This window comes from Leadbetterella byssophila DSM 17132, from assembly GCF_000166395.1.
GTDB classification, from domain to species: Bacteria; Bacteroidota; Bacteroidia; order Cytophagales; family Spirosomataceae; genus Leadbetterella; species Leadbetterella byssophila.
Window position 1 is genome coordinate 1,947,994 of sequence record NC_014655.1, and the last position, 24,521, is coordinate 1,972,514.

General features: G+C 42.1%; 15 protein-coding genes and 1 pseudogene. 5 read left to right on the forward strand and 11 right to left on the reverse strand.

All coding sequences use genetic code 11. The features are described from left to right. The first annotated feature begins 3 nt into the window (after positions 1-3). Both LBYS_RS09250 and LBYS_RS09255 read left to right on the forward strand, forming a co-directional pair. Positions 4-1,149 carry a C45 family autoproteolytic acyltransferase/hydrolase gene (locus LBYS_RS09250; RefSeq protein WP_013408614.1) on the forward strand — a complete coding sequence of 382 codons (1,146 nt, stop codon included), beginning with the start codon at positions 4-6 and terminating at the stop codon, positions 1,147-1,149. Next, a complete protein-coding gene (locus LBYS_RS09255; RefSeq protein ID WP_013408615.1) occupies positions 1,146-2,264 on the forward strand; it encodes a serine hydrolase domain-containing protein in 1,119 nt (372 codons plus the stop codon). The genes LBYS_RS09250 and LBYS_RS09255 overlap by 4 nt, the downstream gene beginning before the upstream one ends. A 168-nt stretch (positions 2,265-2,432) precedes the next feature. On the opposite strand, the gene LBYS_RS09260 is transcribed toward LBYS_RS09255, so the two are convergent. The 7 genes from LBYS_RS09260 to LBYS_RS09290 form a co-directional block, all read right to left on the reverse strand. Further along, the gene (locus tag LBYS_RS09260; RefSeq protein ID WP_013408616.1) at positions 2,433-2,870 is read right to left on the reverse strand and encodes a hypothetical protein; all 438 of its coding nucleotides are present in this window, start codon (positions 2,868-2,870) and stop codon (positions 2,433-2,435) included. Positions 2,871-3,079: 209 nt separating this feature from the next. Then, a complete protein-coding gene (locus tag LBYS_RS09265) occupies positions 3,080-4,276 on the reverse strand; it encodes an alginate lyase family protein (RefSeq protein WP_013408617.1) in 1,197 nt (398 codons plus the stop codon). Positions 4,277-4,375: 99 nt separating this feature from the next. Continuing rightward, positions 4,376-8,473, reverse strand: a complete 4,098-nt coding sequence (locus LBYS_RS09270) for a two-component regulator propeller domain-containing protein (protein ID WP_013408618.1) — start codon at positions 8,471-8,473, stop codon at positions 4,376-4,378. A gap of 52 nt (positions 8,474-8,525) precedes the next feature. Then, positions 8,526-9,692 carry a glycoside hydrolase family 88 protein gene (locus LBYS_RS09275; protein WP_013408619.1) on the reverse strand — a complete coding sequence of 389 codons (1,167 nt, stop codon included), beginning with the start codon at positions 9,690-9,692 and terminating at the stop codon, positions 8,526-8,528. Next, on the reverse strand, positions 9,692-10,198 hold the full coding sequence (locus tag LBYS_RS09280; protein WP_013408620.1) for a hypothetical protein: 507 nt from the start codon (positions 10,196-10,198) through the stop codon (positions 9,692-9,694). Before LBYS_RS09280 ends, LBYS_RS09275 begins: the two co-directional genes overlap by 1 nt. A gap of 15 nt (positions 10,199-10,213) precedes the next feature. After that, positions 10,214-11,860: a RagB/SusD family nutrient uptake outer membrane protein gene (locus tag LBYS_RS09285; RefSeq protein ID WP_013408621.1), complete on the reverse strand. Its 1,647-nt coding sequence runs from the start codon at positions 11,858-11,860 to the stop codon at positions 10,214-10,216. Positions 11,861-11,871: 11 nt separating this feature from the next. Beyond that, positions 11,872-14,988: a SusC/RagA family TonB-linked outer membrane protein gene (locus LBYS_RS09290; RefSeq protein ID WP_013408622.1), complete on the reverse strand. Its 3,117-nt coding sequence runs from the start codon at positions 14,986-14,988 to the stop codon at positions 11,872-11,874. A 340-nt stretch (positions 14,989-15,328) separates the two neighbouring features. Here LBYS_RS09290 and LBYS_RS09295 point away from each other — a divergent pair. Continuing rightward, positions 15,329-16,509 (forward strand): annotated as a pseudogene (locus LBYS_RS09295) (SulP family inorganic anion transporter). Then, on the forward strand, positions 16,467-16,727 hold the full coding sequence (locus LBYS_RS19810) for an STAS domain-containing protein (RefSeq protein ID WP_310586256.1): 261 nt from the start codon (positions 16,467-16,469) through the stop codon (positions 16,725-16,727). Before LBYS_RS09295 ends, LBYS_RS19810 begins: the two are co-directional and overlap by 43 nt. A 608-nt stretch (positions 16,728-17,335) precedes the next feature. On the opposite strand, the gene LBYS_RS09305 is transcribed toward LBYS_RS19810, so the two are convergent. From LBYS_RS09305 to LBYS_RS09320, 4 genes are all read right to left on the reverse strand, one after another. Continuing rightward, complete coding sequence (locus LBYS_RS09305) at positions 17,336-17,866, reverse strand: dihydrofolate reductase family protein (protein ID WP_013408624.1); 531 nt, start codon at positions 17,864-17,866, stop codon at positions 17,336-17,338. 78 nt (positions 17,867-17,944) lie between these two features. Then, positions 17,945-18,451: a hypothetical protein gene (locus LBYS_RS09310; RefSeq protein WP_013408625.1), complete on the reverse strand. Its 507-nt coding sequence runs from the start codon at positions 18,449-18,451 to the stop codon at positions 17,945-17,947. Between the two features lie 25 nt (positions 18,452-18,476). Beyond that, complete coding sequence (locus LBYS_RS09315; RefSeq protein WP_013408626.1) at positions 18,477-20,162, reverse strand: SusD/RagB family nutrient-binding outer membrane lipoprotein; 1,686 nt, start codon at positions 20,160-20,162, stop codon at positions 18,477-18,479. A 14-nt stretch (positions 20,163-20,176) separates the two neighbouring features. Then, positions 20,177-23,419, reverse strand: coding sequence for a SusC/RagA family TonB-linked outer membrane protein (locus tag LBYS_RS09320; protein WP_013408627.1), 3,243 nt, complete (start codon positions 23,417-23,419; stop codon positions 20,177-20,179). 418 nt (positions 23,420-23,837) lie between these two features. Between LBYS_RS09320 and LBYS_RS09325 the strand changes: the two genes are divergently transcribed. After that, positions 23,838-24,455, forward strand: a complete 618-nt coding sequence (locus LBYS_RS09325; RefSeq protein WP_013408628.1) for a YciE/YciF ferroxidase family protein — start codon at positions 23,838-23,840, stop codon at positions 24,453-24,455. The last annotated feature ends 66 nt before the right edge of the window (positions 24,456-24,521 follow it).

A 24,521-nucleotide genomic window follows, 5' to 3' on the forward strand; every position in this document is an offset into this window, starting at 1 on the left:
ATTATGAAAAAGCTTATTTTTTTACTTTTTATCACCCAAACCATAAGTGCACAGATCATACATCTCAGCGGAACCCCGTATGAAAGAGGGGTTCAGCACGGGAAACAACTAAAACCTCAAATTGCTGAGGTATTTACTAAATGGAAAGCTAGTCTCCAACAAGATTCAGGTAAGGATGCATCAGAAGTGATCAAAACCTTCCTGGAGAGCACACGATTCCTAAATTCCATCCAAACCTGGACTCCAGACATATACGAAGAAATCAAAGGCATAGCAGATGGATCCGGACAGAGTTTAGAAGATGTGTTTGCCTTTAACCTAATCGACGAGTATTGGGCGCATTTGGATAGGGTAAAAAACGAGAATCAGGAGAAAAACAAATGTACTGCCGTAGGAGTAGCGAAATCCTCAGATCAACCTACCATAGTAGCACAGAATGTAGACATTGACAACTACATGCAGGGATATCAGGTGCTGTTGCATATTCAGGGCGACAAGCAGACACCGGAACAGTACATCATGTCTTGCGCTGGATTCTTAGGTTTCGCAGGCATGAATAAGAATTTATCGTTGGTCATTAATGCACTTACAGATGTAAACAGTTCCGTAGAAGGGCTTCCCGTAACCTTCGTTTTCAGAGGTATCCTAAGCAAAAAGACGGCACAAGAAGCCTTGGATTTTGTTCATTATGTTCAACATGCCACGGGGCAGAACTACCTGATAGGTACCAACAAAGAAGTGTACACCTTTGAAGCATCTGCTAACCGAGTGGAAGAGTTTAATCCTCACAAAAGGAAATTAGTTTACCACACAAACCACTCCCTAGTGAATGAAGACATCAAGCCTTGGAGAGTAGAAACCAGAAAGAAAATGCTAGATGGCTCTAGGAAAGCGAATAGTAATACGCGTCTGGCAGGAGTGCACAAGTTCTTAGAAAAGTTTGAAAATAAATTGACTGCGGAAAACATCAAGGATATCCTTCGTTCCAAAGAAGACCCCATTTTCCCGATCTGCGTTCCGTATAGAGAGGGAGGCGGAGCTTTTACTTTCAGCTCAGTAGTGTTTACCTTAGGTAAAGATCCATCAGCCGAAGTAACCTATGGCGAACCGGATAAAAACGATTACCAGAAACATTATTTTAAAAAATGAAAAGATTAGGGTTTATATACCTGTGTCTGTTCGCTTTTGCGGTGCAGGCACAGGACTTTCAAAAGAGGATCCAGCATAAGTTGGACTCCCTCCAAAACCAAAACGGATTCCCGGGAATAACCTTCTGTGCAATACTTCCTAATAATGAGAAGATCATCGTGGCAAGTGGATGGGCAGATTCCCTATCAAAAACGCCCATGAGTACGGAAAGTAGGATGCTTTCAGGCTCAAACGGAAAGACCCTTTTTATAGCAGCGGCATTAAAATTAGCTTCGGAAGGCGTTTTTTCACTAGACGACAAGATATCCAAATACCTGGGAGATGAACCATGGTTTAGCCGCCTGCCTAATGCCCATAGTGTAACCATGCGTATGCTGATGAATCATACTTCAGGCATTGAAGAGTATTATACTTTGGGAAACTTTATGGAACTAGTCAAAGCTGATCCAGAGAGGAGTTTTAAGCCTTATGATACGTTCAAATACATTTTTGATCGTAAGCCATTGTTTGAAGCGGGTAGCCAATGGGGCTATTCAGATACCAACTTCATCCTATTAGGTTATATACTGGAGAAGATCAGCGGAAGACCTATGTACGAGTGGGTACAAGAGGCATTTATTCAGCCGTATGGATTAAGCAGGACGGAGCCTTCGTTGCGTATGTCCTTTGAGCATTTAGCAACGGGATATGGCAGAGCTAATTCTCCTTTCCCTTTTCACGGAGCCATGGTGAAAGAAGGGCAGTTAGTATTCAATCCTCAGTTTGAGTGGATGGGAGGAGGATTTGTGTCTCAAGTTCAGGATTTGGCATATTGGGCAAAGGCCTTGTATAACCTTAAAGAAATCAGCCCGGAGATAAGGGCAGAGATGAAGAAGAAGGTTCCTGCAAAGACGGGGAAAAATCACGGATATGGTTTAGGTATTCAGATCAGACCCTCAGGAACTCTGGGAGAGAGCTATGGGCATAGCGGTTGGTTCCCCGGCTACCTCACTGACGCCGCCTATTTTCCCGACAAAGACATTAGCGTAGCCATTCAATTAAACACTGACGATATAGCCAAGATTAAATCATCTCCGTACGACTTACTACAATTTATAGCGAACATCTTATTATGAGGGATTTTAAAACTGCTCGCCACTTGGCGGGCTGTTTTTTTTATTTAATATTTAAGAACTAAAAATTTAGAAACATTTAGTATTGACATGATCACCCTCATAAATAATACAAATGGATCCGAAATTGTTAATTGTTAATTGTCAATTTAAAAAGCCAGAGGCCTTTTTTTACTGATTTCCGTAAGTAACTAATTCTATCGAGGTTAATTCAAAGGATGCATCATTATTGGGTTGTGTCATGATGTTCCCGGAAAACCGGATCAGGGATTGATCCTTTTTGTATTCTTCAGGTAAATTGCAAGGATAGAGATCTGAACCGGTGGTTATACTAATGGGTTCAATATAGTAATTTGAATCAGCATCTTTGACTATAAATCCTTGAACATTAGTTAAGGTACCCGCTACAGCCCAACCCGTTAAATTACACTTTTGTAATGTCTTTAAATACGGATCCTTATCCTCACAGCCCATCATTGTCAACGCAATCAAACCTATTCCCAAAACCTTCTTCATCTCTTTTCTGTATTTTCCCAGCAAAATTAAATATTGTTGCGCAATGCCCTCTGATTTAAAGGTCAGATATTTTACGCTTATAAAATGGAGCATTATTTAACATCTATGGAAGAGCTACCAAAATGGCGAAGGCTTTTTGGACTAAAGACTAAGAACTAAAAATTTAGGATATTTAGTATTATACTGCTCAAAATAACCCGCGTAAATAACACTTATTCTTCCGAAAAATTTATTCCTCCGGTATTGTACTTAAGCTAAAAAGCACCAAGATCTAAAGCAACCTCAAAAACCACCCAAAATACTCACTCTATCGGTTTTCCATAGTAAAGAACAAACCTTTCGTTTCCTTCAAACTTAAAGTGCTTCTTGATCACCTCTTGATACTGCTGTTTTTCGGGGAAAAATGATACAATTTTTAGCAAATTCAAACAAGTCTCTTGCTGCTTTTCTTCCCAACCGCTAATTTGCTGGTAGGGCCAGTCCTGCAGCTCTTTACCTACATAACCTACTAGATAATCCAAAGCCTTATAAAAGGATTTACCATCTGCAGATACATAATTGAGGAAGTCTACTCCTAAAGCCTTTGACATCACTCCTGCGTCAAACATATGCGCCAGGTTATATAAAGAATAATGATAGCTTAATGTCCTTCTCAACTCGTGCGGCTGCTTTCCATCCGGCTCTATCTGTGTGTCTATCCTCTTCTTCGGGAAAGCCTCCGCAATAGCTTTGGCCTTTGCCTCTTCTCCTGCAAACAGATAGAAAACCATCATCTGGGAATCATACGAAGTAGCATGATTATTTTTTGCAGCTTCTTCCCTAATCCCTTGGCTGCTGGTTTGAAACCATTGTGCTAAAGCAGAAAACCATTGTTGCAAGCCACTGTGAAGTTCCTTTGTATAGTATTTGGAACCCTTCATTAACTGCAAGCTATTTAACATATCCACAAAGGAATAAGAATCGATCAATCCTTCCGGCCGACCCTTAGACCCATCTCTCCCCGGTATAAACTGGGCGTACTCCAAATGCGGATTCATTTTCGTGGCAGGATCCATGAACCACACCTGTAAGAATTCAGATGCCTTTTTCGCATACTTTTCATTTCCTGAATAGAAATAGGCCAATGCCAAAGTATTCACCGATGCGCACATCTTCCCTAAAGTGTTACGGTCATACTCGTTCAATTCCGGATTGGATTGCCCATCCTTGTAAATGTAAGGAAGCTTATCTGTGGTCTCGGGATTTGGCCACCAGTATCTACTCAAGCTTACATAATCATTCTTCACTCCACTCGGGGCAATTCCCTTCTTATACGTCACAGAATAGGGCTCTTTCTTTAGCTCTTGATCTGCATCTGAAATTAACTTCTTATAGGCTGGAGTATAGTTCTTGATCTGACGCTTAATCTCCTGCATCTTCTTCACATCCCAAAGCCACTGCGCCTTAGATTCAAGGCAAAAAAACATTAGGAACAGCACTAGTGCACTTATTTTCTTCATCCGATTTTTATTTAAGATTGAGCGCAAAGATATTCTCCCTCATCCCTAAACAAGGGGCAATTTTCGTTTGCTTTGGAGGTAAAAATTGTTCAATTGACACTATTTAAACTTCAAGTGAATCAATTCCGCTTGCTCATCAGATGAGAGAGCTGCATATTCCGTAGGAGATAAGCCAAAGTGACTCTTGAAAGATTTGCTGAAATACTTGGGATCACTAAAGCCGATCTGGTACGCCACCTGACTGACCTTCGCATCTTCTTGGCAGAGCAACTGCGCACCCTTCTTCAGTCGGAGAAGTGAAATCAATTCTATCACACTCAAATCTGTCAATTGTTTGAGCTTTCTGTACAGTACCGGTCGGCTCATGCTCAATTCCCTGGCCAAGGTGTTCACGTTGAATTCTGATTCCGCAAGATTCTCTTCTATCAAGCTGATGACCTTCTTGAGAAACACCTGATCCGGTTCCTCCACTTCATTTGCAGGGGTTAGCACGTAATCCCGTATGAACTTCCTCCGAAATCGCTCTCTTGATTCTAAGATATTCCTAATCTTTAAGGATAACACCTCCGGATGGAAGGGTTTGGTGAGATAATCATCACTGCCGGATTGTAAGCCCTCTATCACACTTTCCATGGCTGTTCTAGCCGTCAATAACAATACAGGGATATGGTTCGTCTCTAAATTTTGCTTGATATTTCTTAACAAAGTAATACCGTCCTCTACCGGCATCATGATATCTGTAATCACTAAATCTGGCAGTAGACTTCTTACCTTTTGCCATCCCTCCTGCCCGTTAGCCGCTTCATTAATGGCATAAGTTTTTTCTAAACTTTGGGAAATGACTTGTCGGATCTCTTCATTGTCCTCCACGATCAAGACCATAGGTTTTCCGTTTTCCGTGAACACTTCCGGCTCCTCTGAAGAGGTACTTTCTATTTTTATGGTGGGTTCCAAGGTTACAAATGAAACCGTACTGGACGGTAAGTGTACGGAAAAGCAGGTATAGGTTACATCTTCTGTGCAACTATCCACACTTATTTTCCCTCCATGAAGTTCTGTTATGTTCTTAGCCAGAGCTAAACCTATTCCGGAACCGGAGTGGTTACCCGACTGGTAAAAGAAGTCAAAAATGGAGCTTCTCTCACCCTCCGGGATTCCGGGTCCGTTATCCCAGACCCTGATGACAACTGAGCCCTCAGGGAAATCTCTTGACGGGGCCTCTACCTCCATATCCATTTTTACTATTCCGTAAGAGGGTACGAATTTGAAGGCATTTGAAAGTAGATTATAAATCACCTTCTCCATTTCATCTCTATCTACCTCCACCATCATGGTAGAATACGGCTTTTCATAAAAAAAGTTTATTCCTCTCTCCTTAGCATAATGCGTAAACTCCATGGCAATTTGGTCCAAAAATGAACTCATGTCCTGATGCGCCTTATTCAAAGTATAGGTACCGGATTCCTGCTTACGGAAATCAAGCAGTTGATTGACCAAATTCAATAGTCGCAAGGAATTATTCTTCACCGTGGTCATTAGTTTCTTTGAACTCTCATCCAGATTCCCTTGAGAAAGCATATGTTGGACAGGAGCTAGTATCAAGGTCAAAGGTGTTCTGAATTCATGGGAAATACTGGTAAAGAAATTTAACTTGATCTCGTTGATCTCTCTTTGTCTTTCATTTTCCAGATGTTCCAAAGCTAACTCATGCTCTAGGCGACTTTTAATCTTTGTATATTTGACAATCAAATAAATACTTCCTGCAATCAATAGGCCATACAGTGTATACGCCCACCAGGTTTTCCAAGGTGGAGGAAGGATTTTAATGGTCAATCTACCCGGAACTTCGTTCCAAATGCCGTCATTACTGGACCCCTTCACTAAAAGGGTATAAGTTCCTGCATTCAGGTTCGTGTAGGTGGCTGTAGGATTATCCACGTAGTTCCATTGCTCCTCTAAACCTTCTAATCTGTACGCGTATTTGTTCTTCTCAGGCAAGATAAAATTGATAGCAGAAAACTCCACAGTAAAGATGTTCTGCTTGTGATTTAAAACGACCGTATCTGTTATTGAAATAGGTTTGTTTAAGATCTTTTCATCTCCCGGAACTACAGATTCATTGAAAAGCTTAAAATCTGTAAAAACTAAGGTGGGAACAAAGGTGCTAGGATGGATACTACTTGGATAGAAGGAGGTTAAACCATGGGTTCCACCAAAATACAGTTTCCCATCTCTGGCCTTTAGATATGCACCCACTGAAAACTCATTTCCCCCTATGCCGTCTTTGCTATTGTAAATCTGTGTTTTGCCTGTCTCAGGATCAAAACTGCATATACCGTTATTTGTACTTATCCAAAGCAGACCTTTGTCTTCTAAGATTCCAAAGATGTTATTGCCTGCTAAGCCATCCTTCTCAGTAAATCTCTTAAAGGTTTTGGTCTTCTCATCGTATAGGTTCAGGCCGTTCTTGTAAGTACCTAACCAGATGCGCTTCTTTGCATCTTCAAAGATGGTGATGATAACATCTCCGCTTATACTTTTGCTATCATTTGGATCATATCGAAACACTTCAAAGGCTTTTTGACCGGCTCTCTTGAGGTTCAAACCGGATTCTGTACCTACCCAAAGATTGTCTTTGCTATCCACATAAACCATACGTACCAAGTCAGAGCTTAGATGATACTCTCCTGCTTTGCCCGCTTGATAGTGCTCAAATCTCATGGCATCTCCCGCCCTCTTAAGGCTCAACCCTCCTCCGTACGTACCTAACCAGATATTACCCGACCTATCTTCCCTTATAGCATAAACATTATTATTGGCCAATGAACCGGGATCTTTAGGATCATTTTTATAATGTAAAAAGGCGGAACTACCCTTCTTGAGGATATTTAAGCCACCGTTGTAGGTGCCTATCCACAGATCCCCGTTTTTTCCTAAGTAAAGACTTTTTACGTGATTGTGACTTAACGTGCCCGGAACAGTGGGATCATGTTTATAGTGCTTAAACTGATTCCCCTCCATATAGTTTAGGCCACCGCCTTCCGTACCTATCCAGAGATTTCCTCTCTCGTCTTGCAAGATGCCCCCTACTACATTGTAGCTCAAACTAGGGTAATACGGGCTGTAAAATTGATGATGAAAAATAGGTAGATGACGATCATAAACGCTGACTCCTCCAAAGAAAGTACCTACCCACACAGATCCTCTAGCATCCTGATAAATGGGTCTTATGGAATTATTACTTATGGAAAATGGATCGAAGTCGCTAGCCGTAAAGGTTTGGAACCCATCTTTCTCGGTGTAATAATTCAAGCCATTAATAGTGCCTATCCAAAACCCTCCGAACCTATCTTTAATGATGGATCTTACATCATTTCCTGCAAGAGATCTTCCTTTAGCTTCAGGTCTATGCATCCAATACTGGAATTCATTCTTTGCCATATCAAATACATTTAGACCTCCTTCTTTGGTACCAAACCAATATACACCATCTTTTGCCTCCACTACCACCCTTACTTCATCGCTGTTCAGTACCCCCGGAGCTTTCTTATAATGCCTGAATAAACTTAGCCTTTTGCCCTTAACATAAGGCTTGAATTGAAGTACGCCATTGCCCGTACCTATCCATATATCTTTGTCATGATCTTGAAGAAAGGTAAAGACATTGTTACAGCCATCAGGTAACCCTTCATGATAACTTATATCATAAACCAATTCCTTTTTGGAACCCGACAAACAGAACAAACCATGATTAGTACTGACCCATAATTGTCCATCCTTATCCTCTGAAATGGCCCATACCATGGGGTATTGGGAAGCATTAAGGGTGGGTAAAGCAACCCGAACAAACTTGTCTTTGGACCTATCATACCGGTTTAGCCCGGTACGTGTTCCTACCCACAGGTTCTTTTTTGAGTCTTCCAGTAAGGATAAGATGTAATTATCAGTTAGGGTTGTACTATCCCCTGGGACATTCCGGTAAGTGAAGAATTTTCTGGAATCATATCTATTTAGCCCATCACGGGTTCCTATCCACATGAAACCTAAATAGTCCTGACATAGAGCGAAAGCGCTACTTTGGGAGAGGCCTTCTTTTAAACCTATCTTAGTAAATCTGACTGTACCCTGCCCCCATGCAGGATTACTTATCCAAAAGATAAGAGCTACATGGAGGAAGGTTACAAAATATCGAAGCATAAATATTGTACCAAAAAGTTGGACAATATCGCTAAAAACGACCTACACACGCTTATTTACCCCATTCTTTTTTTCTTCCCAAAGCTTCAAGGAAGTAATAGTCGGCATAAATAATAGGCACGTCAATTTCTGAGTTATGAGGTAAATGTCCTGTGCTGTGAAGCAACAAAAAACCATGTGCTTCCCCTTTCGGCGCTCTATACGAACCATCTAAACTCTTCATTATATCATTTGCAAAAGCGGCATATTTGGCTTTTTTAGGTGCATACTTATCTAATTCGTATAGTGCAGAGGCTATGATGGCTGCTGCCGAAGCATCTCTAGGTTGATCATTTCCGGGAGCATTAAAGTCCCAGTAAGGAACATTATCCTTAGGCCATCTGGCTTGTTTGCGGAACCAGTTGGCCGTCTCTACGGCCTTTTTCAAGTAAGCCGGATCACCTGTTTCTCTATAACACATAGTGAATCCATAGAGCGCCCATGCCTGCCCTCTGGCCCAGGTAGATTCGTTCTGATACCCCTGATGAGTGTGTCTCTGTTTCACCTCTCCGGTCACCGGATCATATCCAATTACGTGATAGGTGCTACCGTCCGGGCGGAAATGATTCTTCAAGGTAGTGTTAGCATGTGTCACCGCGATCTTATAATAGGTTGAATCCCCGGTAAAGCGAGTTGCTGCGAACAGCAACTCTAAATTCATCATATTATCGATGATTACCGGGTAATCCCACTTATCTCTATTGTGATCCCAGGAGCGTATACACCCTACCACGGGATTAAATCTGGTAATTAAAGTCTTGGCAGACTGAACCAAGATCTGCTTATAAGACTCATTACCTGTATATTCCCATCCTTTTCCGTAGCTGCAGTACATCTTGAAGCCCATATCGTGAGTGCCTCCATTAAACTGTTCTTTTTCCAGCTTCTCAGTAGCCTTCTCCGCTTCCTCTTTCCATTTCTGTTCACCGGTGAAATGATACAACTGCCAAAGAACTCCCGGATAAAATCCACTGGTCCAATCTCCCGGAGCTACCAATTCCAGCTCACCATTTTTATCCAAGGTCCTGGGTGATACCTTTTTCCCAGCCGACTTACCCGCGGCCTCCTTCACCATGATGGACATCTGATACTCAGCAAAACGAACAGTTTCTGCAAGGTCTATTTTTTGTGCCCAGGAGATCTGGGCACTAAGTAAGAACAGGAATATTTTCTTCTTCATTAGTCGATATTTAGAGTGCGTTTAAATGCAGTGGAGAATATGTCTACTCTGTACGCTGTAGAAATATGATCTTCAAAATTGATGTCAACAATTCTCCTTCCCGGAGCAGGGTTATTCAAAAGCTTCACATAAACGGTATCTGTAGCTTTTTTGGCTTGAGGGAAGACTATGCTGTACTTCCCTTGCCCGTCAGGTTGAATAGCGTTGCCTTGATTGTCAACGATCTGAAAATCTACTCCTACCACAGCGGGATTCGCTGCATTAGGTACTAGTGTATACTTTGCCACCGCATCATATGGGCGGGTAAATGAAGAATAAAACTGTACGGGAAGTTTTAATAACTCCGTTTGATTCTTCTTCACGGTCACTGCACTATTATTATTGGGTACATACACAATGTAATAGTGGTGGTCAAACTCCTCTAGTCCAGAGGGGTACGACTTGTCTTCACAGGAACTAAGTCCTACAAAGAGAGCTAAACTGAGGATAATATGTAAAATTTTCATTGTTCTAAGATGGGATTATTGCCAATTAGGATTCTGTGTAACCTTTCCACCGCTTAAGGTGATCTCTTGTAAAGGAATGGGATAGTAATAATCTCTTCCCGGCTTGAAAGTACGTACGTTAGTATCTTCCGTCACCAATATACCCTCTCCGTTGATTCTCAAGGTGGAAGGATCAGCTCCTGGCCAATCCGCTGCTACGAATTTTGCGCCGAGGAGTTGGCCTGGAAGATGAATTTCTGCAGTTTTCCATCTGATCAGATCGTCATAACGGAACCCTTCCAAGGCTAACTCTACCGTCCTCTCTCTACGGATCTCCTCGCGCATGTTTAGGTTATGGTTAATTACAAATTCATTCGTTAACATGACATTGAATCCTGCTCTTTTACGCAAAGCATTGATGGTAAGGTTAAGATCTGCATCTGAGATTTGGCCTTCTAATTCATACTTTGCCTCCGCTAGAATCAATAGCACTTCACCGTAACGGATTAGGATCTTATCTACAGTTCCAGATCCTGCCGTTTGCCAGTCGGTTAGGTTAAAACCTTTCTTAGCTGCATAAGCTGTTCTGGAGCCAAGGGTGGTAGTTGGCACCCAAGGACCTTTATACGCATCCTCACCTGCTTTAAAAACGGTCATGCCTAAACGTGGATCTCTGTTCTCAAAGATGGTATTATAGGATGACTCGTCTTTTTCCGGAACAAAGAAGGAGGAACGAGTACTTGAGGGCTGATTTTCTGTAGTATATGCTGGTAAACCGTCCGCATACAGATACTGGCGAAGCAAATTACGTGTAGGTGCATTTCTGCCGTTCTCCATATCTCTGGAATAGCTATGTCCCACGATCAGATTCGATACACTCACCCCATAGATCTTCACGAAAATGTTCTCGGTGTTATTTGGACCTTCAGCCTCGTGTTGGAATAGACCGTGATAACTAGGATACAAGCTATGCCCCTGAGCTATCACTGCTTGAGCAGCATCTACAGCAATTCTCAAATGCTTTTGCCCATCTCCATCATTATGGAATTTAGCGCGAGTACCTGCATATAAAGCCACTCTTGCCTTCAAAGCCAGAGCTGAGCTCTTTGTTACACGTCCGTACTGTGCAGCAGGCAGCTGACGGTGTCCAGGTAGCCACTGAGCAGCAAAATCCAGATCATCATAGATAGCTTGAAGCACTTCTTCTTTCGGACTTCTAGGACTTCTTAATTCCGGAGAATCGATATCCAAGGTTTTTAGTACCAAAGGCACGTCTCCATACTTCTGTACCAATCCAAAGTAAGCCATAGCGCGGAAGAAGCGAGCTTCTCCGAAATACCTGTTCTTTACAGATTCTGCTACCTGAGCTTTCACTCCTTTTTCCAGTATATTATTGGCTGTGAAAATATCTCTGTAAGCATTACTCCAATCACCGCTAGTGGCCGGAATATTCCTGGAACCGTTGCTGATATTGTTCGCCGTTTGGTTAACGTTATCGTCCCCTCTGTTATCTAGCTGGAATCCGGTCAACAATTGATAGTGACGGTTAGCAGCATTCATTAAATCAGATTCTGTATTCCAGAAAGCGGCATCCGTGAATTGGCTTTCCGGGAATCTGTCCAGGTCACAACCTCCTAAAACTAGAAGACTTACACCTAGTAAAATCTTATTTATCTTGTTCATTGTCATAGTTTTTAGAAAGTAAGATTCAAACCAAAAGAATACGATCTGTAGAAAGGATAAGTGGTAGCACTTACGTTATTTCCTACTTCCGGATCAAATACTTTCATCACCTTAGTTTGTTCCCATAGATCCTGTCCGGAGAAGTACACGCGAAGCCTTTGGATCTTCTGAGTCTTCATAGGTACATTATACCCCACTTGCACATTCTTTAATCTCAAGTAGTTACCATTCTGAGCCCAACGGTCAGATGGTCTATAGTTATGCGCACTGGTCTGATACATTCTAGGGAAGTAAGCGTCCGGGTTTTCCGGTGTCCAGCGATCCATGTGTATAGTCCATGGCATATCTGCCGTTCCTAGCATAGGAGATAAAGTACCCTCGTTAATCAAGAACTTCCTGTTAGCGGCACCTTGGAAGAAGACAGAAATATCAAAATTCTTCCAGTTCAGACCTAAATCCACACCATAGGTGTAACGAGCATTAGTAGTGCCCAAGTAAACTAGGTCGCCCGAGCTTTCAGGGGTAGCATCTCCGGCAGAGATCACACCATCACCGTTCAAATCCAAGTATTTGATATCCCCGGCACCTGCATTGTTCGGGAAGAATGGAGTGGATACCGTTTTCTTGTATTCCTGGTATTCTTCATTGGTTTGGAAGAAGCCATCTGTCTTATAACCCCATACGGAGTTTAATGGATATCCTTCAAGCAAAGGAATGACCCCTCCACTTCCTATAGAGTTCAGACCATCGTATTTCACCAGTTCATTTTGGTTATCCGAAATATTGAAACCTATCCTATAATCCATTTTAGAGTTAATTCTGTCTCTCCATCTCAAATCCAATTCCCAGCCCCAACTTTTCAACTCACCAATATTCATCACAGGCACGGACACTCCGATAAGGCTAGGAAGGTTAAGCTGAGCTAACATGTCTTTATTGCGCTTCACATAGTAATCAGCCGTCAAACGTAATCTTTCTTTTAAGAAGCCTACGTCAACTCCTCCGTTCACTTGTTCAACCGTCTCCCAGGTCTTTTGAGGAGATGCTAATTGCGATTGATACAGATATTGTGTACGAGTATCATTGAACACTAGGTTTCCGGACTGCGTCAAACCGCTGGTTAATAAGGCGATATAATCATATAGACCCAATACTGCTCCGTTACCTAATTGTCCCCAAGATCCTCTCAGCTTAAAGGAGGAGAAAAGGCTTTGATCCTTCATGAATTCCTCTTGATCCAATCTCCAGGCTGCAGAGAAGGAAGGGAATAGTTGCCAACGGTTAGACGGAGCCAACCTTGAACTACCGTCATATCTAAATGAAGCTTCTAATAAGTATCTTTCGCGATAATCATAGTTCATTCTTCCAAATACAGATCCCATGGCCCATGAAGCATTGTTGTCTCCATTGGTCTTAGTAAGAGGATCGGCGAAGTTGAAACTGAAGAAATCATTCGTGATCATGCCTTGAGCCCCTGCAGAGAACTCGTCTTTCTTATAATCTTCATACGAAGCACCACCTAATAAGGTGAAGTGATGTGCATCTGCTACTGTAAAGTCATAGTTGACTACCCCTTGGAGGTTATTGTGGTAACCTCTGTTCTTCACCATTCTCTTCGTATTGGGGTCATTGATACGGAAACGAACGGTATTTGTGGTTCTTCCGTACCAAAGGAGGGTTCTGCTATCATTCTCCATGGAATAATAGTCTTGATTTCTCCATGCGGAAAGATCAAAGCTCAAACCTTTTACCAGACTGTGTATTTTTAAGTTCACCTTGCCGGTAAACGACTCGTAAATACGTTGCTCTAAACCCGCATTCTTCTCGATATCCACAGCATTAATCTGCAAGTCTCCATTATAAGGCTGGCCAGTGATATCTTCTTCAGGAACGTACAAGCTTTGTCTAGCCCTACTTCTATATAATCTGTTGATGATTTGTTCCGTTCCGTACGCGTTCTCGTTCACTACAGATCCGGTGTAACCCGCCACGATCTCCAACTTCATGTACTTGTTCAGCTCGGTATTGATATTGGTCTTGATATTGTATCTAGAGTTATCATCTGGACCATATCTTAGCACACCGTCTCTCTTGTAGTAGCTTCCTGATACTAGATAATTCGTCTTGTCATTTCCACCACTGATGGACAGGGTATGGTTTTGCATGGAATTATACTTATCCATACCTTCTTTCAGCCAGTTGTTATTCCCAAAGTACTCCCATCTGTCTTGGGTAGGGTTTGGCCTAACGGAGAAGTTAGAATTCTTTAGCCACTCCATCTGCTCTGCACTGAATTCCGGGTTACCGGTAGCATTGATTCTGGATTCATCAATCAGCATTTGCTCGTCCCATGAGTTTAGTCTCTGTGGCTGACGGGCCGTGGCGTTAATACCATAGTAAGAATTGAAATTGATTCTGGTTTTTCCTGCTGCACCTTTTCTGGTAGTAACTAAAACCACCCCTCCTGCAGCACGAGCACCATAGATAGCAGATGCTGAAGCATCTTTAAGTACGGAGATGGACTCAATATCATCTGGGTTTACTAGGTTCAAGTCCATTTGAATTCCATCTACAAGTACTAATGCGCTGGTGGTATTAGCAGATGAAAAACCTCTGATGCGGATACCATAACCTTCAGCACCCGGTTGACCGCTTCCTCTGAATACGGTTACACCCGGCAATACACCCTGAAGAGCTCCTGTAGCATTAGCCACAGGACGGTTCATAAGCGCCTCTCCTCCTACTTGCGCTACTGCACCGCTCAGGTTCACTTTCTTCTGGGTACCATAACCTACCACCACTACTTCGTCCAGGGTAGCAACATCTTCTGCTAATGTTACATTGATAACTGAACGATTATTGATGGGTACTTCCTGTGAGACGGTTCCCACGAGGCTAAAGATTAAGACTCCGTTTCCGGGAGCAGCAATGCGGTAATTTCCCTCAGCATCTGCCAAAGCAGAGGAATTCGATCCTTTCACCGAGACTACTGCACCCGCAGCAGGCGACTGATCTTCATGTTGGATTTTCCCGCTAACAGTAATTTGTGCGAGGGCGGCACTACAACAGGCCAACCAAAGCACTAGGACGAAGCCGTAGCTCCGCAATGGGGTAAAACTTTTTGACATTCTGTAGAGGTTGAATATAGGTTAAAAGATGGAGCAAAATTAGGGCTATGAAATCCCTAAGATGGGGGAAAATTCAGTCGAAAGTGGGGTAAAAAACGTTCAAGAGCTCTTCCAGAAATGTAGGAATACTTACAAACTAGTCATTATCAATTCTTTGAACTCAACTTAAATTGATCCTAAAAATTGTCAGAAGATTACTAAAAAAAGTAAGCCTTATACAGCTTTCTTAAAGAAGGAGAACGGTCCCAATCCAAAACGTCTATTTTTGCGCCCTCAAAAAAACGAAGGAGTAATGCAAAAGATAAGGGGAGTTGAAATTTTAGCGGGCTTGACCGTAGCCATGATCCCGGAATCCCTATCCTTCGCCATCCTAGCCGGACTTAGTCCTCTGACAGGTTTATATGCTGCCTTTCTCATGGGATTAATCACGGGGGTTTTTGGAGGTAGACCTGGTCTTATCTCCGGAGGTGCCGGGGCTACGATAGTGGTTCTCATCTCCCTGGCAGCTACAAACGGTGTACAGTACCTCTTTGCTGCCGTTATACTTGCCGGCTTATTACAAATTTTAGTTGGCACCTTCAAACTCGAGAAGTTCGTCCGACTCATCCCCCAGCCCGTGATGTACGGTTTTTTGAATGGTTTGGCCATCATCATCTTTATGGCCTAGGTATCTCAATTCAGGTCCAACGCTAATTCTTGGATGACGGGAAACGCATTATACACCATGATAGCACTTTCCTTACTTACCATAGCAGTAGTTCTTCTGTTCCCCAAGATTTCTAAAGCTGTGCCGGCTTCCCTGGCATCCATAATTGTAGTGTTTGGGCTGGTGATTTGCTTCGACATTGATACTAAAAAAGTCAGCGACATCGCATCTATCAGCGGAGGGTTTCCTGAGTTTGCAATTCCACAAATCCCTTTTACTTGGGAAACCTTGAATATCATCTTTCCTTATGCTTTGATTATGGCCGGAGTGGGATTGATAGAAACATGGTTGACCTTACAAATGGTCGATGATATTACGCAAAGCAAAGGAAACTCTGATCAAGAAGCCATGGCTTAGCAAATGTAGTGAATGGCTTCTTCGGAGGAATGGGTGGCTGTGCTATGGTAGCTCAAACATTAGTTAACCTCAATGCAGGAGCTAGAACACGTTTATCAGCTATAGTGGGAGCCCTGACAATTTTAGGTGTAATTCTATTTGGTTCGCCTATAATAGAACAAATACCCATGGCTGCCCTTGTAGGGGTGATGATGATGGTGGCTATCCATACCTTCCAATGGGTTTCCTTCCTTATCATCCGTAAGATGCCACCTTCTGACATCTTTATAGGCATCTTGGTAGCGGCCATCACTGTGCTACTGCATAATCTTGCAGTGGCTGTACTATCCTTTCAGCTCTGGTTTTTGCTTGGGACAATGCTAAAAGAATTCGTACCCGAAAAAGCATTGATGCTGAAGGGAATAAAGTTTATGAGATCTACGGTCCACTCTTCTTTGGTTCCACCACTGCCTTTTTAGAGAAACTTGAACCGGAGGAAGATCCCAAAGTTATTGTATTGGATTTTAGAGAATCCAGGATAGTAGACATGTCTGCCATAGAAGCATTGAAAAAGATAGTAGAAAAATACGAAAATGCGGGCAAGAGCCTCACTCTTCGTCACCTTAGTTCTAAGAGTATAGTATTATTAGAACAAGCCAAAGGTTTCTTAAACATTCCCATTGAAAAAGGCAGTTGAAAAGCTTGATCCTGAATCCTGTCCCCGTTATAAGGCGTAGAAAACAACGCTTTAATGGCAGGTACATGACGTAGTTTAGTTTCCCCATATCATACGGGGACCGGGGTACTGCCGGAGCTGACTCTGGCAGCTTACTCCGAAGTTAGGGTTAAGGATCATAAAAAGTTAGAAATCTAATAGTTAATGTTTGAAAAAGGGCAAGAGATTCTTGTCCTTTTTTTTATTTATCGCATGTGCAGCTAGATTTTAACCCAAAAAAATGTAGAAAAATTAAAGGTTAGTGAATCCTATGAGGACTGGTGTACGGCTATATCCAGCTCACTTCTCCTTCCTTTGGTACTTATTAAGAAAATACCTAATAAATCCTACCGTAAAAACAGCAAAACTTATTGAAAACCAAAAGCCCATTTCTCCCGGATGGAATGAACCGAATGAAGTGAAGGCCATAGCAACGATGGATAAAAATAAGAGGCTTACTATATCTCTAACTTGAATCTGATTTTTAAAGAACATGGATTTTTCGATTAAGTCTATAATGCAAGTTAATCAAAAAAAATGAATTTGCCAAATATTTAGACCTTAAATTACAAGAAACTAAGCCCTTGACCTTATTTTTTTAAACCCCACCTCATCTGCACCAGTCCGGTGTCATAAGCTTTTACTTCATGTAGACTCCATTTGGCTTCCGGAAATCCGGCTTGAAACAATCTCACTCCGCTTCCTAAGGTTACCGGAACGATGGAAATGATCATTTCGTCTATCAGATGGTGTTCCAATAAGGTCCTGATAACCTGGCCTCCGCCGTCGCAGTAAATATTTCTCCCTTGGGCTTTAAGCTTATTCACTAGGTCCACCAGATCTCCTGAATAAAAGATCAGATTCCCATCTCTTTCCCTTGGCGTGCGAGTAGCCACATACACTTCTTTTTCATTCTTGATATAATAATCCGGGCCAATCTCCCTGGCCACATAATCATAGGTTTTTCGACCTATCAGATACGTATCAATCCCCTCTACAAACCTGGCATAACCGTAGTCTTCTCCTTCCTTCTCTACAGTCTTCAAAAAGGTCAGGTCATCGTTCTCTTTGGCTATATAACCATCTATGCTACAGGCTATAAATAAACTTAACTTTCCCATGGATTCATTTTTTCTACAAAGAAAAGAATCCACGTGAGATACAAAACAAAAATCGCCCGGTTTCCCGGGCGATCTTATTTAACGGACAGTAAATCTGGCAAAGGCCGAATATCCTGGAGCGCCGGTTACGCTGGTAGCTGTTCCGGGACCATTAGCCGGGAAAGCCTCAAATTTCCCGTCGGAAGTATAAATATTCGGAGCCACATCATAAGTGTCCCCCACTTTTAATTCACCAAATAAGCTTTGCAACTGCGCCGCTGTAACCGTGATAGTTGAAGGGAAACTAGTAACTCCTTCTTGCAATACTTTCACGTTACCGCCGCCTTGCAAGTTCTTACGAACCACAATATCCACCTTATCTGGGCCAGGTTGATCTTTAAAGTATAGATCCACCAGCACCTTACCTGAGAAGCTATTCAAATCACTAAGGGTAATGGCTGCATTTCCATCCACTTTCGCCGTTACACCCGGAACCTTATAGATCTCTACACTTGGATCCAGGCCTATAAACTTGGCCTTACATCCTCCCAGTAGCAGGGCTCCTGCCACTATCATTTGTATAAATATCTTTGTACTTTTCATCATTTTCAATAAAGTTAATCGTCAAACATTAAGGCAACCAGAACGGTTTATACGCACCAGGAGATTTCTGAGGAGGTGCTGAACCGTTAAGATCCAACTCGCCCTGTGGCCATGGTAAGGTCAAAGGATAAGGGTTTGACACGGAAACTGGAACCGCTTGCTGAGGTTTAACCAGAGGGTTACCGTCAACCGGCGGCTGGAATAAACCTTCAGGAGCATGTTTCGGGTTATTTGGATCAAACATCACAGGATAGTTCGTTCTACGATAATCTACATAGTTAGTAGCTCCCGAACCATAGTTCGCAATCCACTTCTGAGTCATAATATACTCTAACCTTCTAGAAGCAGATGCAGAAGCAAAGGCTTGAGCTACCGCCTCTTGGTAAGCTACCGACTTAGCTGAAGTAGCTAAAGTAGGTACCGACTGAGATGGCTTCACATAGTTAGTAATCACATAATCCACTTGCTCCATTGAAGCTTTAACGCCTTTATTAAACACTTCTGCTTCATTTCCGCTGATGATACCGGCATTGATCAATTCCGCTTCTAAGAAGATTCTATCCGCGTAAGTGATCAACTTCTGAGGAGCAGCACCCGTACCCGCAGTGGCAGGAGTGATAGTACTGGTAGAGTTGATATGAATACCTGCACCGTCATCGTATCTACCACCTACAGGATATATACCCGGTAAGCTGATGGTAATACTGTTTGATCCGTCACGGAAAGGTCCTGTAGAACCAAAAACAATAGAGATAAATCCTCCGTCTCTGTATTCCGTTTGGTTTTCTGGAGCAGCTGTAGCCGACTTCTGATTATAGAAGTAATAAGGAATTCTAGGATCTTCTAATCCGGTGTAGATATCCTTATTATAACCCTTTAAAATCTCATAGAACCAAGGGCTGATCATCTCGTTTGAACGCTGAGCTGCAGTGTAAATGGAGTAACCTGAATGACGGTCATCCGTAGCACCATTAGGTCCAAAGGTCACCATGAAACTTTCGTTCTGAGCATTGATCAATCCATCAGGATTAGACAATAATGCCGTCACTTCTGCCTTTACGTCTTTAATCAATCTTTGCTGCACATACATCTTTAATTTCAAAGTATTTGCAGCTTTCTTCCACTTGGTCAAATCACCTTTATAGATGATATCATCATTCGCAGGCTTAGAAGGGTTAATGGTAGTGTTATTGATGTCTGCTATACCTGAATCAATCAATTCGATCAATTGAGGATAAATATCAGAACCCTTGTCAAATTTAGGTTGAGTGATCCCTTGCTTAAAGCTATTATGCTCTGAATAAGGAAGGTCTCCCCAAGTATCTACCATCACACTGAAAGTGTAAGCTTTAAGAATCTTAGCTACACCCGCATATGCTAATCTTGACTCAGCAGTACCTTGCTCAATGATTACATCTAGGTTAGTAATGGCGTTGTAGATATCATTCCAGCCAATGTTAGATCCCAATAAGGCATAACGGTCAGAGGAGATACGACCGGTCAACTGGTGAGTATACAAGGACATGGCATCTCCTAATGTAGTTCCTATAGAGAACGCTCTACCTATGGTTACCTCAGAAGCCGTTAAAAGAGTGGATACACCTACACTGGTAGGATCGTTTTCATTCTTATTCACATCCAGGAACTTCTCACAACTCGTACTCGTAAACAGGAGTACCAGAGTAGAAAGGATGCATATATATTTCTTCATCATAATCTTAAACAATTTTAGAATGTAACATTCAAGTTAAGTCCGTAACGTTTTGCTGTTGGCGCACCTGATAATTCCACCCCTTGCACCTGGCTACTACCGAATGAACCAATTTCAGGGTCAAAGTTGATATACTTAGGCATGTTAGGTGCCATATACCAAAGGTTTCTACCACTCACTGAGATGTTTACATTTTGTAACTTCATCTTGCTTACAATATGCTTTGGTAGGTCATATCCTATGGAAATCTCTCTCAAACGATATACTGTAGCATCATAGATAGAGAATTCAGTAGCACCGTTAGTAGCGAATGTACCTACGTTAGAACCTGAGGAGAAATACAAATCGTTAGAAGTGATTCTGGTTTGGTTAGGAATCTTTTGACCGTCCACTAATAATGGTACATATCTTGAAACTCCATCAGCACCTACTACAGGGATTGGGTTAGCTACCACACCTTTGATCACTGCGTTCCACTCTCTGTCTTCTGTATCGCGCGTAGTACCTCTACCTAGCATACTTTGTACACTTTCAGAGTACAGATCTCCACCGTAAGTCATATCCCATAGTACGTTAAAGGTAAATCCTTTGTAGTTCACCACGTTAGTGATACCTAATTTGAATTTAGGCGTTGGGTTACCTACCATACCTTGAGTAGGGTCAGTGTAAACCATACCGGTGTTAGCGTCAACTAACAGATTACCTTCTTCATCACGAGCGGCTTTACTTCCTCTAAGGTATCCGTATGGCATGCCTGGCTCGATATAGGCCATAGAGCCAATGTTCGCTCTATCTATACCGTCTACTAAACTTTCTACTGTGTTAATGTTCTTAGTGAATGCACCTCTAACCACCCAGTTAAGATCATTCTTAACTACAGGTTTCACACTTAAACCGATCTCCCAACCTGTGTTTCTGATCTCACCAATGTTAGTATAGTAAGAGCTATAACCCGTAGTAGTAGGTACAGAGATAGCATAGATAAGGTTAGTAGAACGCTTGTCGTACCAGGTCACCTCACCGGAGATTCTGTTCTTGAATAATGCGAAGTCTGTACCAAGTTCTAGCTCAGAAGTAAACTCTGGTGTTAAGTTAGGGTCATAAGTAGTAGTACCTCTACTCGCCCTAGGAAGGCCCATAAACCCGTTAGAGTTGATCACGAAGATATCTTCTCCTCTCTGTGGCTGAGCGTCATTACCCACTTTGGCCCAACCTGCACGGATCTTACCGTAACTAAACCAGCTTGACTTGATATCAAATAGATCAGAATAGATCACCGAACCTGAAACTCCCGGATAGAAATAGGTAGCATTCTCAAATGGAAGCGTTGAAGTTCTATCCTGACGTGCTGATACGTTCAAGAAAGCTACGTTCTTGAATCCTAAGGTAGCATCAGCAAATAGACCCACCAAACGTCTGTTGTATTTCTCATCAGCAGAGAATCTACGGATGTTCGTGTTCATGATATTGTAAACACCCGGTACGATAAAGTCTACACCGTGTACAGTCTGTCTTCTACTGTTTCTCCAGTTAACATCATTACCCAGTTTAATGTCCAAGGTCATGAAGTCTGAGATACGTGGTTTTAAAATGGCTAATAAAGTTGATTGTACCTCTTGAGTGGTATACAAATCCTCCTTCAAAGAGCCCAAAGCGTTTTCACCGCCTGTACCACCGTAGGAACTTCTGTCGATCAACTCATCACGGGAAGTCATGGCTCTGTTCACCCCGAAGTTATAGTTGATGTTGATCCAGGAATTCACTTTGTATTCGGCAAAAGCTCTACCCGTTACACGATCATCTACAGAGGTAGCTACGTTATGTTCAGCCCCCCAAACCGGGTTAGTGTACTGTCCGTCATTGAAACCAATTTGGTTCCCCGAACGGTCAGTTTGCGGATAACCTACAATGTCCCAGTTTCTCGCCATGGTAAAGGTTCTACCCCACTGACTGATAAAGCTTTGAGTCTGACCGAAGAAACCACCCTTTTGTGTGGATTTAGAGTACGCAACATTACCGCCGAAAGTAAAGCCTTTGTACGCAGTTTGTCCACCTACACTGATGTTATTTCTCACGTATGAGGAGTTCATCACATAACCCTCATGATTTACATTTGATAGAGTAGCGTTAAAGGTTGTTCTACCTTCTCCACCGTTAACAGAAACCGAGTTTTCATACACTTTACCGGTAGTAAACAGGTCTTTCACGTTATTCGGATATGCTTTATAAACAGCCATTCCATTAGGGAATAATTCCGGATAACTTCTATACATGGTAGCCCATGTAGTGGCAGGTATCGAATCTAGTCCTGAACTTGATTTACGAATAACATTACCAGAAGCATCATAGATGTTTCCTTGGCCAAACTTGCCTCCCCATGATCCATTCGCACCCTGTACGCGCCAGTTGGCACCTGCACCGTATAGGTTTTGGAATTCCGGAAGGTTAGCAATTTCTTCCACGCTAAATCCACCTTTGTAAGAAACGTTGATGGCCTTAGCTCCTTTTTTACCACTACCTGATTTTGTGGTAATTACCACAACCCCTCTAGAAGCACGAGATCCATAAAGTGCTGCTGCAGCTGCACCTTTAAGAACGGTCATGTCTTCAATATCATTCGGGTCAAGGTTAGCTAGACCGTTACCGTAAGCCGCACCACCTGAAGACTGGTTAGAAGTAGTTAATGTCTCATTGCTGTAAGGAATACCGTCCACTACGATGAGAGGCTGAGTATCCAAACCGAATGAAGAAATACCTCTAATCTGAATACGTGTACCTGAACCAGGTACCCCTTGAGAAGCACGGATATCTACACCAGGAACTTTTCCCTGAAGTCCTTTTAATAGATCCGGCTCAGATCTTTGAAGTACGGAGTTAGGATCCACCTTAGAAACCGCATAACCTATGGCCTTCTGATCTCTTTGGATACCTAATGCAGTCACCACCACTTCCTGTAAGTTCTGCTCAGAACTTTCCAGGACCACGTTGATCAAACTTTGATTACCAACGACCACCTCTTTGGAGATCATACCAATGAAACTAAAAACCAAGGTGGAGTTCGGCGCAACCCCCAATTCATAATTTCCGTCGGCATTCGTTTGGGTACCGTTTGTGGACCCCTTCACCATCACGGTAACACCGGGCACCGGCGTTCCGTCATCAGCAGATGTGACCTTACCCTTGACCGTTCTGGTCTGGGCCATGAGCGCACTCAGAGAGCACATCATGAAGGTAAGGATTAGAAGTACAGTTTTCTTCATAATTTACCTGTTTAAATAGTTAATAGATTAGAGTTAGTTTTTCAAATAAGTAAAATATTTAATTGCCTTCCTAAATATTTACACCACTAATCTTTGGCAAATTTTGCATTTATCAATATTTATTACGCTTTGGTTAAAATATGATAAAAAAATGGCCTAAAATGTGTCGGATTTACACTTCATTTTGGAGGTGTTTACTCTGATGCTAAAGCAGTTTAATAAAATTTTTTAAAAATCAAAAACGGTCAAAATCCTATTATAAACCTCCATTTTGCTATTTTTTGGAGTTAGAATTTTATCCAAAATTCGGAGTCGAGTGAAAGTTGAAAGTTGGATTTTAAGTCAATTTTAATGGACTTTTCTGAGTGGTTAAAAATGAAGCACTTACCTTTAATAATTATTCACATACTACAAACTAATGATGAACACCAGCAGCATAAAAAAATCCGAAACGTCCACAGCTAAAAATCAAGCTAAAACGGACACCTTAAAGAAAGCGAACACCGCTCCAAGTAAAGCGGGAAAGGTAAAAGCCAAATCAGATGCAGCTAAAAGTCTGGATGATCTGTATGAAGACGGATTAAAAGACATCTATTGGGCAGAGAAAGCCCTTCTAAAGGCCTTACCAAAGATGGAGAAAAACGCTTCAGACGAAGGACTGAAAAAAGGCATCACTAAACATTTGAAGGAAACAGAAATTCATGTCAAAAGACTAGAGGAATGTTTTGAAGAATTAGGTAAGAAAGCAAAAGCTGAGAAATGTGATGCCATGGCCGGACTGATAGAAGAAGGTGAAGGCATCATGGAAGAAACCCAAGTAGGTGCAGTCAGAGATGCGGGAATCATAGCAGCTGCTCAAAAAGTTGAACACTATGAGATAGCCACTTACGGAACACTGGCCGCTTTTGCTAAAGTTTTAGGACATAAAAAAGGACTAAAACTCCTACTAGCTACGCTTAATGAAGAAAAGCAATGCGACGAAAGCCTTACAGGACTGGCAGACACAGCACTTAATTCACAGGCCATTAAGAACTAAACCTTTATAGGGGTGAGATTTCACCCCTATATTTTTTGCTAAATAAATGAATGAATGTTCATTTAT

What these genes read in the sequence shown, in the direction of transcription:
- LBYS_RS09285 (WP_013408621.1), bottom strand. Translation starts at nt 11,860, where the DNA reads ATGAACAAGATAAATAAGATTTTACTAGGTGTAAGTCTTCTAGTTTTA.
- LBYS_RS09270 (WP_013408618.1), bottom strand. Translation starts at nt 8,473, where the DNA reads ATGCTTCGATATTTTGTAACCTTCCTCCATGTAGCTCTTATCTTTTGG.
- LBYS_RS09250 (WP_013408614.1), top strand. Translation starts at nt 4, where the DNA reads ATGAAAAAGCTTATTTTTTTACTTTTTATCACCCAAACCATAAGTGCA.
- LBYS_RS09290 (WP_013408622.1), bottom strand. Translation starts at nt 14,988, where the DNA reads ATGTCAAAAAGTTTTACCCCATTGCGGAGCTACGGCTTCGTCCTAGTG.
- LBYS_RS09280 (WP_013408620.1), bottom strand. Translation starts at nt 10,198, where the DNA reads ATGAAAATTTTACATATTATCCTCAGTTTAGCTCTCTTTGTAGGACTT.
- LBYS_RS09320 (WP_013408627.1), bottom strand. Translation starts at nt 23,419, where the DNA reads ATGAAGAAAACTGTACTTCTAATCCTTACCTTCATGATGTGCTCTCTG.
- LBYS_RS09305 (WP_013408624.1), bottom strand. Translation starts at nt 17,866, where the DNA reads ATGGGAAAGTTAAGTTTATTTATAGCCTGTAGCATAGATGGTTATATA.
- LBYS_RS09255 (WP_013408615.1), top strand. Translation starts at nt 1,146, where the DNA reads ATGAAAAGATTAGGGTTTATATACCTGTGTCTGTTCGCTTTTGCGGTG.
- LBYS_RS09265 (WP_013408617.1), bottom strand. Translation starts at nt 4,276, where the DNA reads ATGAAGAAAATAAGTGCACTAGTGCTGTTCCTAATGTTTTTTTGCCTT.
- LBYS_RS09275 (WP_013408619.1), bottom strand. Translation starts at nt 9,692, where the DNA reads ATGAAGAAGAAAATATTCCTGTTCTTACTTAGTGCCCAGATCTCCTGG.
- LBYS_RS09325 (WP_013408628.1), top strand. Translation starts at nt 23,838, where the DNA reads ATGATGAACACCAGCAGCATAAAAAAATCCGAAACGTCCACAGCTAAA.
- LBYS_RS09315 (WP_013408626.1), bottom strand. Translation starts at nt 20,162, where the DNA reads ATGATGAAGAAATATATATGCATCCTTTCTACTCTGGTACTCCTGTTT.
- LBYS_RS09310 (WP_013408625.1), bottom strand. Translation starts at nt 18,451, where the DNA reads ATGATGAAAAGTACAAAGATATTTATACAAATGATAGTGGCAGGAGCC.
- LBYS_RS09260 (WP_013408616.1), bottom strand. Translation starts at nt 2,870, where the DNA reads ATGCTCCATTTTATAAGCGTAAAATATCTGACCTTTAAATCAGAGGGC.